We start from the raw sequence: 14,614 nt of genomic DNA, 5'->3' as shown, positions 1-14,614 counted from the left end.
CGGAGTGATGTGCCTCAGGTGCATGATGGGTGGAGCCGCACGAGTCACCCCGAGGAGACCGAGATGCCGTTCGAACCTGCACCACTCGACCACGAGTTCACCGCGCCGATCGGCGTCGACGTCAAGGGCGAGATCTGGGCCTGCGTCGAGATGCCGGGCTCGGCCGAGTTCTTCGGCACCGGGAGGGCGGTCAAGGTCGACGCGACGGTCGACGGCGTGCCGCTGCGCAACGTCGGGCTCATGGTCACCGGAACCGGCGGGCACATGCTCTCGCTGAACGCCAAGCTCCGGCAGAAGCTCGGCAAGGACGTCGGCGACACGGTCACCGTGCACCTCGAACGCCGCCTCAGCTGAGGCAGACGACTACTCGTCGAGCGCGAGCTCTTTCGGCAGCTCGAACTCGCGCGTGGCGAGCTCTTCGACGTTGACGTCTTTGAAGGTGAGCACGCGCACCGACTTCACGAAGCGGTCGGCACGGTAGACGTCCCAGACCCAGACGTCTTTCATCGTCAGCTCGAAGTAGAAGTCGTGCTCGGTGTCGCGGCGCACGAGTTCGACCTCGTTGGCGAGGTAGAACCGTCGCTCGGTCTCGACCACGTACTTGAACTGCGACACGATGTCGCGGTACTCCCGATACAGGGCCAGCTCGACCTCGCGGTCGTAGTCTTCGAACTCGTCCTCATCCATCGCACTCATCCTACGCTGAGGTCGAAGAGCGTCGGCGCCGGTTGCGTCTGCTCGTGCAGCCAGGTGGTGCGGTGGAGCTCGCTCGGGCCGTGCTCGGCGATCGCGGCGAAGTGCGCACGACTCGAGTAGCCCTTGTTCTCGTCCCACGCGTACAGCGGGCGCTCGTCGTGCATCCGACGCATGAAGCGGTCGCGGTGCACCTTGGCGATGACGGATGCCGCGGCGACCGACGCGCAGTCGCGGTCGGCCTTGATGCGGGTGACGACCCGTGCGCGACGCTCGATCGAGGCGCTCAGCCAGTCGTGGTTGCCGTCGAGGAGCAGCGGCACGTCGGCGATGAGCTCGGTGGCCGCCGACAGCTCGGCGAAGGCACGGGCGCCGGCGAGCCCGAGGCAGGCCATGATGCCGAGTTCGTCGATCTCGGCCGCGCTGGCCTCGCCGACCGCCGACGCGCGCACCCAGGTGGCGGCTCTCGGCGCCATCGCCTCACGGCGCGGCTCGCTGAGCAGCTTCGAATCGCGCAGACCCGCAGGCATGCGCCGAACGCCGGAGTCGATGAGCACGAGGCCGATCGTCACGGGGCCCGCGAGCGCACCGCGACCGACCTCGTCGCACGCGAGCATCATGGGCGCGTCGGCGAGGAACTCCCGTTCGACGCGAAGCGTCGGGATCGCTGCCGGGGCCACGTCAGTCGCCCGCCTCGTCGACGCCCTCGAACACCTGCGGGTAGTTGTCGAGCCACGCCCAGTGGTCGACCGGCCAGCTGACGACGAAGGCGCGGCCCACGACGTTGTCGATCGGCACGAACCCCTTGAGCGGCGTCTCGGTGTTGTACCGGGAGTCCTTGGAGTTGTTGCGGTTGTCGCCCATGACCCAGAGCGAGTCCTCGGGCACGACCACGTCGAAGTCGTCGCGCGACGCCTTGGTGTCGCCGGGCGGCAGCGCGATGTACGGCTCGTCGAGGGGCACGTCGTTGACGCTCATCTGCCCGAGGGCGTTGCAGCAGACGACGTGGTCGCCGGGCAGCCCGATGAGGCGCTTCACGAGATGGTCGTTCGAGTCGGGCGCCGCGAGGCCCACGAAGGCGAGGAACCAGTCGACGGCGGCCACGAGCGGCGGCTGCTCGACGTCGGCGCGGGCCGGGAGCCATCCGCCGGGGTCGCGGAAGACGATGACGTCTCCGCGTTCGAGCGGGGTGACGTCGGGGACGAGCTGGTTCACGATGATGCGATCGTCGATGAACAGCGTCTCCTCCATCGACTGCGATGGGATGAAGAACGATCTGATGAGGAACGTCTTGATGAGGAACGAGACGAGCACGGCCACCACGAAGATGACGAGCAGGTCTCGGAGGAACAGGAGAACGCCGCGTCGTCTGTTCGGCGTCGCCGAATCCGCGCGATCCGTTCGCGTGCCTGTGTCTTCTTCTGTCATTTAACCGCCCGAGCTCCCCACCCAGTCTAGGGGTGGGGAGCTCGGGGAAGAGTTCGCGTGGAGCGCGATCCGCGAAGCGGATCAGGCGTCGCGCTTCTCCTTGATCTTCGCCTTCTTGCCGCGGAGCTTACGCAGGTAGTACAGCTTCGCGCGACGTACGTCACCGCGGGTGACGACCTCGATGTGGTCGATCACGGGCGAGTGCACCGGGAACTTGCGCTCGACGCCGACCTGGAAGCTGACCTTGCGGACCGTGAAGGTCTCGCGCACGCCTTCACCCTGGCGGCCGATGACGACGCCCTGGAAGACCTGGATGCGCGCGCGCGTGCCTTCGATGATGTTGACGTGCACCTTGACGGTGTCGCCGGGGCGGAAGTCGGGGACATCCGACCTCAGGCTCGCGGCGTCGACGTGGTCGAGGATATGCATGTTGGTTCGCTCTCTGCGCCCGCCACCGGTCGAACGCGGATCATTGGATGGAAGTTCTGGTGCCGCCTCGCACGAGCAAATCGTGCGTGCGCGCTCCCCGGAGGCAGAGACCTGCGGCGGCACAATCCTCTATTGTGCCACGCCCGGGGGCGACAGGCCAAAAGCTGGCGACGGATGCCCCATCGCAGATCGCCTCGACGGCCGCCGGTCAGTCCTCGCGGACCTCGTGGATGATGATCACGTCGTCGCTGCCGTCGTCGAACGGCGGGCGCCGCACCCCTGGGCCGGCGCTGCCCGCCGAACCGCTCGACGCACCGCCGGTCGGCGCCCCGGGCTGCTCGCCCGCGAGCCGCTCGAACTCCGCCATGGAGGCCTTCATGCGGTTGGCGCCGTCGGTGACGAGCTGCCAGACCGCGGCCCAGAACGCGGCGATGCCGAGGAGGATCGCGAGCACGCCGAAGCCCGTGGCAGTCGGCCCGTAGAACCCGGTGCCGATGATCGAGAGATGCCAGGCAGTGAGCACGCCGACATCGATCCACGAGAGCGCACGCTCCTGACGCACGGTGGGACGCACGTTCGTGATGAGTGCCACGACGCCGAGCACGATGAAGGCGATGGGCACGACGACGACGAGCCCCAGCGTGCCCCAACCGCCTCCGCCGAAGATCGCCCAGCCCACCGCGAGCCACACCGGCAGCACGATGATCGCGATCATCTGCCATCTGTAGAGTGCGCGCCTCAGGAGCATGAACTCAGCGTAATCCGACGAAGCTCGGCGCGCGCCGGGTGTTCACTCAGGGCGGAGCCGACAGAATGGAGTCGTGATTGAACTTCGGACCCCTGCAGAGATCGAGGAGATGCGGCCCGCCGGCCGCTTCGTGGCGAGCGTGCTGGAGGCCACCTCGGCAGCAGCCGCGGTGGGTGTGAACCTGCTCGAACTCGACGCCCTCGCGCACGAGATGATCCGCAAGGCCGGCGCCGAGAGCTGCTACATCGACTACCACCCCTCGTTCGGCGCGAGCCCGTTCGGCAAGGTCATCTGCACCTCGGTGAACGACGCCGTGCTGCACGGACTCCCCCACGACTACCGTCTGCGCGACGGCGACCTGCTGAGCCTCGACTTCGCGGCCTCGGTGAACGGATGGGTCGCCGACTCGGCGATCTCCCTCGTCGTCGGAACGGCGCGCGACGAAGACCTGCGCCTCATCGACACGAGTCGGCGTGCACTCGACGCCGGCATCGCGGCCGCGCGCACGGGCAACCGCATCGGCGACATCTCACGGGCGATCGCGGATGTCGCGAAGGCCGAGGGCTACTCGATCAACACCGACTTCGGCGGCCACGGCGTCGGTCGCACGATGCACGGCGACCCGCACATCCCGAACAACGGACGTCCCGGCCGAGGGCTGCCGTTGAAGCCCGGACTCGTGGTCGCGATCGAGCCGTGGTTCCTCGCCACGACCGACCGCATCTTCACGGACCCCGATGGCTGGACCCTGCGCAGCGCTGACGGCTCGCGCGGCGCGCACTCCGAGCACACGATCGCCATCACCGACGGCGACCCGATCGTGCTCACGCAGCGTTCCTGAGCAGGGTTCCGCTGCAGGCATCCGCTGCGCCGGCTGCGGGCTCGGCGCTCCGCTCCGATGTCAGCGCTCGAGTTCGACCTCGATCATGCCGCCGACGATGCGCGTACGATAGGTGCGCAGCGCCAGCGCGCTGTCGGTGAAGCACTCCCCCGTGCCGAGGTCGTAGACCTCCTTGTGCAGGGGCGATGCGATCGTCGGCCGGTCGCCTCGCGACCCGACGATGCCCCGCGCCATCACCGGCGCGCCCGTGTGCGGGTCGTGATGGTCCACGGCGTACACCTCTTCCTCCTCGAGACGGAGGAGTGCGACCTGCGTGCGCCCGAGCAGCGCGACCTCGCCCCAGCCCGGCTCGAGGTCGGCGACCTCGCACGTCGGCACCCACGTGGTCGTCGTCTCCATCGTCAGCGACATGCCGGCTCCTCTCGTCGTGCCTCCGAGGCTAGGTTCCGGGTGTTTCCTCCGCGGCATCCGCGTGTTTCACCGACGTGAAACCGTCCTCACACGACCCATCGACGGGCGTGCGCCGGAGGACCGCTTCGGTTACCGCGCCGAAACAGGGCGGAAACCGGCCGGTCGTACGCTCGCCTCATTCGAGTCCCTGAGGCAGCCAATTCGCTCGCCTCAGTCGAGCCCCGGAGGCGGCCATGATCGAGAGCACCCAAGCGGATGCCGGCGTACGAGACGTCGTCATCGTCGGCGGCGGACCCGCGGCGCACCGGCTCGCCGACAGCCTGCACGCCCGCGACACCGGCCGCGCCCTGCGCGTCACGGTCGTCGGCGAGGAACTGCACGAACCGTACGACCGGGTCGCGCTCAGCACGCGACTCGCGGATGGCGCGGCCGACCTGACCCTGCAGCCCTCGTCGATGTGGGACGACGACCGCATCCGCCTCGTCACTGGCGAGCGCGTCATCGCCGTCGATCGCGACGCGCAGATGGCGACCACCTCGGGCGGCCTGGCCCTGCACTGGGATGAGCTCGTCTTCGCCACGGGCTCGAGCGCCCCCGTGCCCGAGATCCCCGGAAGCGGCCACGCCCGCGTCTATCGCACGATCGACGACGTCGACGCCCTCGTCGCTGAGACGCACGCGCTCGCGGCGGCGCACGGCCGTCCCGCGCAGGTCGTGGTGGCGGGCGGCGGGCTGCTCGGGCTCGAGGCGGCAGGCGGCCTCGCCAAGCTCGGGGCGCACGCCGCGGTCGTGCACTCCGGCGGGTGGCTCATGTCGGCCCAGCTCGACGAAGGTGCGGGGCGCGCGCTCGGCCGCATCATCTCGGGGCAGGGCATCGGCCTGCACCTCGGCACTCGCCCTGCCGCCGTGCTGGCGGAGGGCGGGGCGGTCGTCGGGGTCGAACTCGCGAACGGGCGCCGCATCGATGCCGATCTCGTCGTCTTCGCGATCGGCATCAGCCCGCGCGACGAACTCGCGCGCGAGCTCGGGCTCGAGCTCGGGCCGCGCGGCGGCATCGCGATCAGCACGGCGTGCGCGGCATCCGCTGCCCATGTCTGGGCGATCGGCGAGGTGGCGAGCTTCGAGGGGCGCTGCACCGGGCTCGTCGCCCCCGCCAACGCGATGGCCGAGGTCGTGGCCGACCGGCTGCTCGGCGGTGCCGCGGAGTTCACGAGCGTCGACGACGCGACGAAGCTGAAGCTCTCGGGGGTCGACGTCGCGAGCTTCGGCGACGCGCTCGCACGCACCGAGCAGGCGCTCGAGATCGTCTACGCCGACCCGGCGCGCGGCCTGTACCAGAAGCTCGTGGTGACCAGCGACGCGAAGACGCTGCTCGGCGGCATCTTCGTGGGCGACGCGTCGCCGTACGCGTCGCTGCGACCACTGCTCGGCACGCAACTCTCGAGCGAGCCCGCCGCCTACCTCTCGGCGTCGGGCATGGAGGCGCCGGGCGGCGACGAACTGCCCGCTGCGGCACTCGTCTGCGCGTGCAACAACGTGAGCGCGGGCACCATCCGCGACGCCGTCGGCGGTGCGCACGCCGATCACGCCGAGGGTTGCAGCGAACTCGGTGCGCTGAAGAGCTGCACCCGCGCCGGCATGCAGTGCGGCTCGTGCGTGCCGCTCGTGAAGAAGCTGCTCGAGTCGGAGCTGCAGAAGTCGGGCATCACGCCCTCGCGTGCGCTGTGCGAGCACTTCGCGCTCTCGCGCCAGGAGCTGTTCGAGTCGGTGCGGGTGCTCGAGCTCACCTCCTTCGACGAGATCGTCGCGCGGCTCGGCACCGGGCGCGGCTGCGACGTCTGCAAGCCCGTCATCGGCTCCATCCTCGCGACGCAGCACGGCTCCTACATCCTCGACGGCGGTCGCGGGGGCCTCCAGGACACGAACGACCGGGCCATGGCGAACATGCAGAAGGACGGCACGTACTCGGTCGTGCCCCGCATTCCCGCGGGCGAGATCACCCCGCAGAAGCTCGCCGTGATCGCGCAGGTCGCGACCGACTTCGACCTCTACACGAAGATCACCGGCGGCCAGCGCATCGACCTCTTCGGCGCACGGCTCGACCAGCTGCCCGAGATCTGGAGGCGGCTCGTCGACGCCGGATTCGAGTCGGGCCAGGCCTACGGCAAGGCGCTGCGTAACGTGAAGAGCTGCGTCGGATCGACCTGGTGCCGCTTCGGCGTGCAGGACTCGGTGTCGATGGCCGTGCAGCTGGAGCTGCGTTACCGCGGCCTCCGGTCGCCGCACAAGCTGAAGTTCGGCGTCTCGGGCTGCGCCCGCGAGTGCGCCGAGGCGAGGGCGAAGGATGTCGGCGTGATCGCCACCGACCAGGGCTGGAACATGTACGTCGGCGGCAACGGCGGCTTCCAGCCGGCGCACGCGCAGCTGCTCGCGAGCGACCTCGACGACGAGACGCTGCTGCGCTACATCGACCGCTACATCATGTACTACGTGCGCACCGCCGACCGGCTGCAGCGCACGGCCCGATGGATCGAAGACCTCGAGGGCGGCCTCGACCATGTGCGCGACGTCGTCGTGCACGACTCGCTCGGTCTCGCCGACGAACTCGAGCAGGCGATGGCGACCCACGTCGACACCTATGAGGACGAGTGGGCGGCGACGCTCGCCGACCCCGAGCGGCTCCGGCGCTTCCGCTCCTTCGTGAACGCGCCGCACGTGCCCGACCCCACGATCGCGCGGGTGCCCGAGCGCGAGCAGTTCCGGCCGGCCACCGCCGACGAGCGCGAGCGCGGCGAGGCCGTGCTCGTCTCGGGCCCGAGCATCCCGGTGCGCGGAGCCGACGCATGACCGGCCGCGTGACCCTCGTCGGCGGCGGTCCCGGCCGCGAGGACCTGCTGACCCTCGCCGCCGTGCGCGCCCTCGCAGCTGCCGACGTCGTGCTGTTCGACCGGCTCGCCCCGCACGAGCGACTGCACGAACTGGCACCCGAAGCAGAACTCGTCGACGTCGGCAAGCGACCGGGTCACCACGCCGTGCCGCAGCACGAGATCGAGGCGCTCCTCGTCGGGCACGCGCTCGCGGGCCGCCACGTCGTGCGGCTGAAGGGCGGCGACCCCTACGTGCTCGGGCGCGGCGGTGAGGAGGTGCTCGCGTGTCACACCGCGGGCGTGCGGGTCGAGGTGATCCCCGGCGTCACGAGTGCCGTCGCCGTTCCCGGCGCCGCGGGCATCCCGCTCACGCACCGCGGCATCAGCCACCTGTTCACGGTGGTCTCCGGCCACGCGCCGCTGACCGAGACGGAGCTGGAGCACCTCGCGGGTCTCGGCGGCACGATCGTCGTGCTCATGGGGGTGAACTCGCTGCCCTCGCTGACGGCCGGCCTCGCCCGATACGGCATGCCCGCGCAGATGCCCGTCGCGATCATCGAGCGCGGCTTCCGCACCGACCAGCGCACGACGATCGGCGACCTCGCCGACATCGTCGTCTCCGCGGGGCGAGCCCGCGTCGCCTCCCCCGCGGTCGTCGTGGTCGGCGAAGTCGTGCGCCTCGCGCACGACGGCGATGCGAGCGCCGCCGAGCTCATGCAGCGGGCGGCGGCGTTCTCGGCGGTGGCCGCATGACCGACGTCATCGAGCTCCCGCCGGGGTTCCGCCCCGACCAGCTCGAGGGCTTCCGCATCGGCGTCACGAGCGATCGACGATCGGGCGACCTCATCGACGCACTCGTGCGACGCGGCGCGCAGGTGCTGCACGCGCCGACGCTCCGCATGGCGAACGCCGTCAGCGACGACCCCGTCATCGCCGACACCCGGGCGATCATCGAGGCCCGGCCCGACGTGCTGCTCGCCACGACCGCCTACGGCGTGCGCCGCTGGTTCGAGGTCGCCGACGCTGCGGGGCTCGGCGAGCAGCTCGTCGACGCGCTCTCCGACACGGCGATCCTCGTGCGCGGGCCGAAGGCCCGCGGAGGCATCCGTGCCGCCGGCCTGAACGACGTCGGCATGAGCGCCGAGGAGACCACCGAGTCGCTCATCGACGAGGTGCTCGACACCAGGCCGGCGGGGCTCACGGTCGCCGTGCAGCTGCACGGGTTCCTGAACCCGTCGCAGCTCGATCGCCTGCGCGACGCCCACGATCGGGTGCTGACCGTCGAGCCGTACCGCTGGATCGAGCCCGACGAGACCGATGAGCGGGTCGATCGCCTCATCGAATCCGCCTGCACGGGCGGACTCGACTGCATCACGTTCACGAGCGCACCCGCGGTGCACGCGCTCTTCGCTGCGGCCGAGGTGCGCGGCCGACTCGAGGACCTCGTCGACGCGATGTGCGGACCGGTCGTGGCGGCGGCCGTCGGCCCGGTCACGGCGGCACCCCTCATCGCGGCGGGCATCGAGCCGATCCAGCCCGAGCGGTTCCGCATGGGGGCGCTCATCAGGCTGGTCTGCGAGCACCTCGAGTCGAGCCGGGTGCTGCGCCTCGACACCCGTCACGGGCCGCTCGAACTCCGCGGCTCCGTCGTCGACGTCGACGAACGCCGCGTCGCCCTCGCACCCGTCGCCCTCATGATCCTCCGCGCACTCGTGCTCGCGCGAGGCTCCGTCGTCGCTCGCGACCGGCTCACGGCCGCACTGCCCGGCACCGACGACGAGCACGCCCTCGAGGTGGCGCTCAGCCGCCTGCGCCAGACGCTCGGCGTGCCGGGCCTCATCGCCACGGTCGTCAAGCGCGGGTACCGGATCGATGTCTGAGACCGGCCTCACAGACCTCACCGGGGCGGGTGAGCAGGTGGAGACACAGGGTTTACGACCGGCATCCGCTGCGGAAACACGCCGCGAATAGCGTCGAGCACGACACCAGCTCGACCCGCGACCGACCTTCCCCGGAGGCACCGATGACCGACACCGTGAACGCCGCTCCCCCGCCCGTCACCGCATCGCCGAGCGTCGATCCGGCCTCTGCGGCCCCCACGACCGCCCCCGTGACCGCCCCCGCGCTCGCGACCCGCCCCGGCCGATGGATCGACAACTGGAACCCCGAGGACCACACCCAATGGGAGACCGAAGGACGTGCGATCGCCCGCCGCAACCTCCGCTGGTCGATCTTCGCCGAGTTCCTCGGTTTCGTGGTCTGGCAGCTCTGGTCGATCGTCGCGGTCACCCTGCCGGCCGCCGGCTTCGACCTCGACACCGGCGAGATCTTCTGGCTCATCTCGATCCCGAGCCTCGTCGGCGCGACGCTGCGCATCCCCTACTCGTTCCTGGTGCCGAAGTTCGGCGGCCGCAACTGGACGATCATCTCGGCCGGGCTCCTCCTCATCCCCGCGATCCTGCTCGCCATCGTGGTCGGAAACCCCGAGACGCCGTTCGGCGTGCTGCTGCTCGTGGCCGCACTCGCGGGCTTCGGCGGCGGCAACTTCGCGAGCTCGATGTCGAACATCACGTTCTTCTACCCGCAGCGCGAGAAGGGCTGGGCGCTCGGGCTGAACGCCGCAGGCGGCAACCTCGGGGCATCCGTCGCCCAGTTCGTCGTGCCGATCGTCATCACGATCGGTGCCGGCGCCACGCTGAACCTCCCGCTCGCGGGCTGGATCTGGGTGCCGCTGATCCTCGTCGCGATGATCGGCGCCGCCCGCCGCATGGACAACATCTCGAGCGCCAAGGCCGATTTCGCGGGCTCGGCGGCGGCCCTGCGCGAACCGCACCTCTGGGTGCTCTCACTGCTCTACATCGGCACGTTCGGCTCGTTCATCGGCTTCGCGAGCGTCTTCCCGAAGCTGATCGCCGACCAGTTCCCCGAGTTCTCCGCCATCGCGATCGGCGGCGCCTCGATCTCCCTGGCCTTCCTCGGCGCGCTCGTCGGCTCGCTGGCCCGGCCGTACGGCGGGCGCCTCTCCGACCGCTTCGGCGGGGCGCGCATCACAATGCTCGCCTTCGCCGCGATGGGCACGATCACGATCGGCGTGCTGCTCACGCTCCCGCTCGGCAACTTCTGGCTCTTCCTCGGATGCTTCCTGCTGCTGTTCGCCGCGGCCGGCATCGGCAACGGCTCGACGTACCGCATGGTGCCCGTGGTCTTCGCCGTGCGCGGCGGTGCCGCAGCCGGCTCAGGCGACGTGTCGACCCAGCGCAGGGCCGCCGCGGCCCTCGGGCTGATCTCGGCGATCGGCGCCTACGGCGGCTTCCTCATCCCGCAGATGCTGAACCTGTCGTTCCAGACCACGGGCGGCTACGCCGGCGCGTTCCTCGGGTTCGTCGCCGCCTACGCCGCACTCCTCGTGCTCACCTACGTCGTCTACGTGCGCTCGGGCCGCCTGCGCGAACACAAGATCTGAATCGAGACCGGATGAGCCGCTCCGCCGACACGCACTGCCCGTACTGCGCGCTGCAATGCGCCATGACCCTCACCCCGGCAACGGCAACGGATGCCTCGACCGCACCGGTGACCGTCAGCGGGCGCGACTTCCCGACCAACCGGGGAGGGCTCTGCAAGAAGGGCTGGACGTCGGCGGAACTCCTCCGTGCCCCGTCGCGCCTCGGCGCCCCGCTCGTGCGGGGCGCCGACGGCGTGCTGCACGAGACGAGCTGGGAGGAGGCGCTCGATCACGTCGCGGCATCGCTCCGCGGCATCCGTTCATCGCATGGTGCCGACGCCGTGGGCGTCTTCGGCGGCGGCGGCCTCACGAACGAGAAGGCGTACCTGCTCGGCAAGTTCGCGCGGCTCGCGCTCGGCACGAGCCGCATCGACTACAACGGCCGGTACTGCATGTCGTCGGCGGCTGCGGCGGGCAATCGGGCCTTCGGGGTCGACCGCGGCCTGCCGTTTCCGCTCGACGACCTCGACGGGGCCGACACGATCCTGCTGCTCGGCACGAACGTCGCCGAGACGATGCCGCCGTTCATCGGTCACCTGGCCGGTGCGCAGGCCGCGGGCGGCCTCGTCGTGGTCGACCCGCGGCGCACCGCGACCGCCCGGCTGACCGACGACGGCAAGGGCCTGCACCTGCAGCCGATGCCCGGCACCGACCTCGCCCTGCTGCTCGGGCTCATCCACATCGTCATCGCCGAACGGCTCGTCGACCTCGACTACGTCGCAGCCCGCACGGTCGGGTACGAGGCGATCCGTCGCAGCGTGGCGTCGTGGTGGCCCGAGCGCGTGCAGTCGACGACCGGCGTGCCGGCACTGACGCTGCGCCGTCTCGCCCGACGGCTCGCCTCGGGCGGCAACGTCGTGATCCTCACCGGACGCGGCGTCGAACAGCATGTCGACGGCACCGACACGGCGACCGCGGCGATCAACCTCGCGCTGCTCCTCGGCCTGCCCGGGCGCGCCGGCAGCGGCTACGGCACGCTCACGGGGCAGGGCAACGGGCAGGGCGGGCGCGAGCACGGCCAGAAGTGCGACCAGCTGCCCGGGTACCGCAAGATCACCGACCCCGAGGCGCGTGCGCACGTCGCGCGGGTATGGGGCGTCGCGCCGAGCGCGATCCCCGGACCGGGTGTTCCGGCCGTCGAGCTCCTGCAGTCGCTCGGCGAACCCGGCGGCGTGCGCGCGCTCCTGGTGCACGGATCGAACCTCGTCGTCTCGTCGCCGAACGTCGCGATGGTGCGCGCGCGCATCGCCGCGCTCGACCTGCTCGTCGTGTGCGACTTCTTCCTCTCGGAGACGGCGGCGCTCGCCGACGTCGTGCTGCCCATCACCCAGTGGGCCGAGGAGGAGGGCACGATGACCTCGCTCGAGGGCCGCGTCATCCGTCGCCGTCGTGCGATCACGCCGCCCGGTGGCGTGCGCGACGAACTCTGGATCCTCGCGGAGCTCGCCCGACGCCTCGACTGCACCGCGACGTTCGACACCGACCCCGAACTCGTCTTCGAGGAGCTGCGCCTCGCCTCCGAGGGCGGCATCGCCGACTACTCGGGCATCGACTACGCGATGCTCGACCGAGGTGAGGCCGCGTTCTGGCCGTACCCGCGCGGCAGCACGGGCACCCCGCGTCTCTTCGCCGACCGGTTCGCCCACCCCGACGGGCTTGCGCGGCTCGTCCCCGTATCGGTGCGGGCGTCCGCTCACCCTGCGCCGCTCCCCGGCGAGCTCACGCTCGTGACCGGCCGACTGCTCGAGCACTACCAGAGCGGCGCGCAGACCCGGCGGGTGCCCGAGCTCGCCGAGGCCCAGCCCGAGGCGCGGGCCGCGATGAATCCGTCGACCGCCGAACGCCTGGGCGTCGCCGACGGCGAGCTCGTCGAGCTCTCGAACGCGCGGGGAACCGTGCGTTGCCGCACACGGCTCACGACCGACATCCGGCCCGATGCCGTCTTCCTGCCGTTCCACTACGGCGACGAGCAGGCGGCGAACCTCCTGACTTCCGACGCCGTCGACCCCGTCTCGGCGATGCCCGAGTTCAAGACCAACCTCGTGCGGCTCGCACGCCTCATCGAGATCGAGGTGCCGGCATGAACCCGCTCAGGATCGTGCTCATCGGCTACGGGCCCGTCGGGGCCCGCTTCGTCGACGAGCTGCTGCCCGCCGTCTCGAACGGCACCGTCGCCCTCACCGTCGTCGCCGGCGAAGACGTCGAGGCGTACAACCGGGTACTCGTGGCCGAGTACGCCGTCGGCAACACCGAGCTCGACGCGATGCTCGTCGGCGACCGGGTCGCTGCGGAAGCCGCCGGTGCGCGGGTGCTGCTCGGCGTCGCCGCGACCTCGATCGATCGTGCTGCACGGCGCGTGCACCTCGACTCGGGTGAGCGGCTCGAGTACGACCGGCTCGTGCTCGCGACCGGGTCGCGGGCGAACGTGCCGACGCTCGACGGGGTCGAACGGCACCGCCGCGACCTCGACTCGCTGCAGAAATACGCGAAGCAGCTCGTCGCGCGCGATGACGAACTGCCCGCGGGCATCACCGCCCTCCGCGACCTGGCCGACGCCGAGCGCGTGCTCGACGCGGTGCACGCGCGAAAGCGCATCATCGTGCTCGGCGCCGGCGTGCTCGGCCTCGAACTCGCGCTCGCCGCCGCCCACGCCGGGGCGCAGGTCTGCGTCGTGCATCACGGCCCGCATCCGATGCCCCGCAACCTCGACCGCGGCGGCGGCCTCGTGCTGCGCGCGGCCCTGCGCCGATCGGGCGTCACCGTCGTCGCCCACAGCCGGGCAGAGGCCGTGGCCTTCCGCACCGACGCCGACGGCACGCGCCGCTTCGACATGGTCGTCACCGCCGACGGCAAGCAGTTGCGCGGCGACTTGCTCGTGCTCTCGTGCGGGGTGAGCCCCCGCAACGAGCTCGCGACGCTCGCCGGCCTCCGCACCGCCGTCGGCGTCGTCGTCGGCGCCGGCCTCGCGAGCTGGACGGATCCCGACGTGTACGCGATCGGCGACTGCGCCCAGGTCGCCCCGCGCACCGAGGAGCTCGCCGGGCAGCGCGTGCTCCCCGGCGCTCCCTCAGGCCTCATCGGCCCGGGCTGGCGGCAGGCGGAGTGGCTCGCCGCGCAGTTCATCGCGTCGACGACAGGCGAGAGCCCCGCGGATGCCGCGGCGCCCGCTGAGCGCGATGCGATCGTGATGCTCAAGGCCGAGCACATCGACGTGGTCGCGGTCGGCGACATCTCGGCGGACCCGTGGGACGACGACACCCTGCACCCGCGACGGCGAGTCTCGCAGTGGGCCGACCCCGAGCACCTGCGCTACGTGAAGATGGTGACCGAAGACGGCGTGCTCACGGGCTTCGTGAGTGTCGGGATGCCGCGCACCGCGGCCGAGCTCACCCTGCTGTTCGAGCGCCGCGGCGAGCTGCCGGCCGACCGATCGGTGCTGCTGCGCTTCGATGGCCCCGACTACGACCCGAGCACCGATGCCGACGCGTTCGCCCCGGCCTCGACCGTGTGCTGGTGCAACGGGGTCACCGTGGGTCGCATCGAGGAGGCCGCCGGGTGCGGCGCCACGACGGTCGAGGGCGTGGGTCGCGAGACCCGGGCCGGCACGGGGTGCGGCGGCTGCAAGGGGCGCATCGCCGAGATCCTCGCCCGCGCGGCCGAGACCGACGAGTCGCCGAGCATCACCGCCTGAGGACG

General features: G+C 71.1%; 14 protein-coding genes. 8 read left to right on the top strand and 6 right to left on the bottom strand.

Going from position 1 to position 14,614, the window contains the following annotated elements:
- Positions 1-63 precede the first annotated feature (63 nt).
- A complete protein-coding gene (locus tag JOE59_RS04825) occupies positions 64-354 on the top strand; it encodes a DUF1905 domain-containing protein (RefSeq protein WP_204459175.1) in 291 nt (96 codons plus the stop codon).
- A 9-nt stretch (positions 355-363) separates the two neighbouring features.
- Here JOE59_RS04825 and JOE59_RS04820 read toward each other — a convergent pair whose 3' ends face one another.
- The 5 genes from JOE59_RS04820 to JOE59_RS04800 all read right to left on the bottom strand — a co-directional run bounded on the left by JOE59_RS04820 (position 364) and on the right by JOE59_RS04800 (position 3,298).
- The gene (locus tag JOE59_RS04820; protein WP_022891843.1) at positions 364-687 is read right to left on the bottom strand and encodes a DUF2469 family protein; all 324 of its coding nucleotides are present in this window, start codon (positions 685-687) and stop codon (positions 364-366) included.
- 5 nt (positions 688-692) lie between these two features.
- Positions 693-1,373 (bottom strand): ribonuclease HII, encoded by a 681-nt coding sequence (gene rnhB / locus JOE59_RS04815; RefSeq protein ID WP_374191116.1) that lies wholly within the window; start codon positions 1,371-1,373, stop codon positions 693-695.
- A 1-nt stretch (position 1,374) separates the two neighbouring features.
- Positions 1,375-2,121, bottom strand: a complete 747-nt coding sequence (gene lepB / locus JOE59_RS04810) for a signal peptidase I (protein WP_204459174.1) — start codon at positions 2,119-2,121, stop codon at positions 1,375-1,377.
- 81 nt (positions 2,122-2,202) lie between these two features.
- Positions 2,203-2,550: a 50S ribosomal protein L19 gene (rplS, locus tag JOE59_RS04805; protein WP_056009567.1), complete on the bottom strand. Its 348-nt coding sequence runs from the start codon at positions 2,548-2,550 to the stop codon at positions 2,203-2,205.
- Positions 2,551-2,758: 208 nt separating this feature from the next.
- Positions 2,759-3,298 (bottom strand): hypothetical protein, encoded by a 540-nt coding sequence (locus JOE59_RS04800; protein ID WP_204459173.1) that lies wholly within the window; start codon positions 3,296-3,298, stop codon positions 2,759-2,761.
- A 73-nt stretch (positions 3,299-3,371) separates the two neighbouring features.
- Here JOE59_RS04800 and map point away from each other — a divergent pair, with 73 nt between their 5' ends.
- Positions 3,372-4,139: a type I methionyl aminopeptidase gene (gene map / locus JOE59_RS04795; protein WP_204459172.1), complete on the top strand. Its 768-nt coding sequence runs from the start codon at positions 3,372-3,374 to the stop codon at positions 4,137-4,139.
- 60 nt (positions 4,140-4,199) lie between these two features.
- Here map and nirD read toward each other — a convergent pair whose 3' ends face one another.
- Positions 4,200-4,550 (bottom strand): nitrite reductase small subunit NirD, encoded by a 351-nt coding sequence (gene nirD, locus JOE59_RS04790; protein WP_204459171.1) that lies wholly within the window; start codon positions 4,548-4,550, stop codon positions 4,200-4,202.
- A gap of 233 nt (positions 4,551-4,783) precedes the next feature.
- Here nirD and nirB point away from each other — a divergent pair, with 233 nt between their 5' ends.
- The 6 genes from nirB (at position 4,784) to JOE59_RS04760 (ending at position 14,609) form a co-directional block, all read left to right on the top strand.
- On the top strand, positions 4,784-7,396 hold the full coding sequence (nirB, locus tag JOE59_RS04785) for a nitrite reductase large subunit NirB (protein WP_204459170.1): 2,613 nt from the start codon (positions 4,784-4,786) through the stop codon (positions 7,394-7,396).
- Entirely contained in the window at positions 7,393-8,169 is a 777-nt protein-coding gene (cobA, locus tag JOE59_RS04780; RefSeq protein ID WP_204459169.1) for a uroporphyrinogen-III C-methyltransferase, read from the top strand. The genes nirB and cobA overlap by 4 nt, the downstream gene beginning before the upstream one ends.
- Positions 8,166-9,296, top strand: coding sequence for a uroporphyrinogen-III synthase (locus JOE59_RS04775; RefSeq protein ID WP_204459168.1), 1,131 nt, complete (start codon positions 8,166-8,168; stop codon positions 9,294-9,296). Before cobA ends, JOE59_RS04775 begins: the two co-directional genes overlap by 4 nt.
- Before the next feature lie 143 nt (positions 9,297-9,439).
- Entirely contained in the window at positions 9,440-10,879 is a 1,440-nt protein-coding gene (locus JOE59_RS04770; protein ID WP_204459167.1) for an MFS transporter, read from the top strand.
- An 11-nt stretch (positions 10,880-10,890) separates the two neighbouring features.
- Entirely contained in the window at positions 10,891-13,002 is a 2,112-nt protein-coding gene (locus JOE59_RS04765) for a molybdopterin oxidoreductase family protein (protein WP_204459166.1), read from the top strand.
- Positions 12,999-14,609: an FAD-dependent oxidoreductase gene (locus tag JOE59_RS04760; protein ID WP_204459165.1), complete on the top strand. Its 1,611-nt coding sequence runs from the start codon at positions 12,999-13,001 to the stop codon at positions 14,607-14,609. The genes JOE59_RS04765 and JOE59_RS04760 overlap by 4 nt, the downstream gene beginning before the upstream one ends.
- The last annotated feature ends 5 nt before the right edge of the window (positions 14,610-14,614 follow it).

The organism is Agromyces cerinus (assembly GCF_016907835.1).
GTDB classification, from domain to species: domain Bacteria; phylum Actinomycetota; class Actinomycetes; order Actinomycetales; family Microbacteriaceae; genus Agromyces; species Agromyces nitratus.
Note: the sequence above shows the minus strand (reverse complement) of the source record. Positions and strands in the feature narration are given on the sequence as shown.

Excerpts from the sequence above, each read along its gene's own strand:
- JOE59_RS04825 (WP_204459175.1), top strand. The coding sequence starts at position 64 with ATGCCGTTCGAACCTGCACCACTCGACCACGAGTTCACCGCGCCGATC.
- JOE59_RS04820 (WP_022891843.1), bottom strand. The coding sequence starts at position 687 with ATGGATGAGGACGAGTTCGAAGACTACGACCGCGAGGTCGAGCTGGCC.
- lepB (WP_204459174.1), bottom strand. The coding sequence starts at position 2,121 with ATGACAGAAGAAGACACAGGCACGCGAACGGATCGCGCGGATTCGGCG.
- rplS (WP_056009567.1), bottom strand. The coding sequence starts at position 2,550 with ATGCATATCCTCGACCACGTCGACGCCGCGAGCCTGAGGTCGGATGTC.
- JOE59_RS04800 (WP_204459173.1), bottom strand. The coding sequence starts at position 3,298 with ATGCTCCTGAGGCGCGCACTCTACAGATGGCAGATGATCGCGATCATC.
- nirD (WP_204459171.1), bottom strand. The coding sequence starts at position 4,550 with ATGTCGCTGACGATGGAGACGACGACCACGTGGGTGCCGACGTGCGAG.
- nirB (WP_204459170.1), top strand. The coding sequence starts at position 4,784 with ATGATCGAGAGCACCCAAGCGGATGCCGGCGTACGAGACGTCGTCATC.
- cobA (WP_204459169.1), top strand. The coding sequence starts at position 7,393 with ATGACCGGCCGCGTGACCCTCGTCGGCGGCGGTCCCGGCCGCGAGGAC.
- JOE59_RS04775 (WP_204459168.1), top strand. The coding sequence starts at position 8,166 with ATGACCGACGTCATCGAGCTCCCGCCGGGGTTCCGCCCCGACCAGCTC.
- JOE59_RS04770 (WP_204459167.1), top strand. The coding sequence starts at position 9,440 with ATGACCGACACCGTGAACGCCGCTCCCCCGCCCGTCACCGCATCGCCG.
- JOE59_RS04765 (WP_204459166.1), top strand. The coding sequence starts at position 10,891 with ATGAGCCGCTCCGCCGACACGCACTGCCCGTACTGCGCGCTGCAATGC.
- JOE59_RS04760 (WP_204459165.1), top strand. The coding sequence starts at position 12,999 with ATGAACCCGCTCAGGATCGTGCTCATCGGCTACGGGCCCGTCGGGGCC.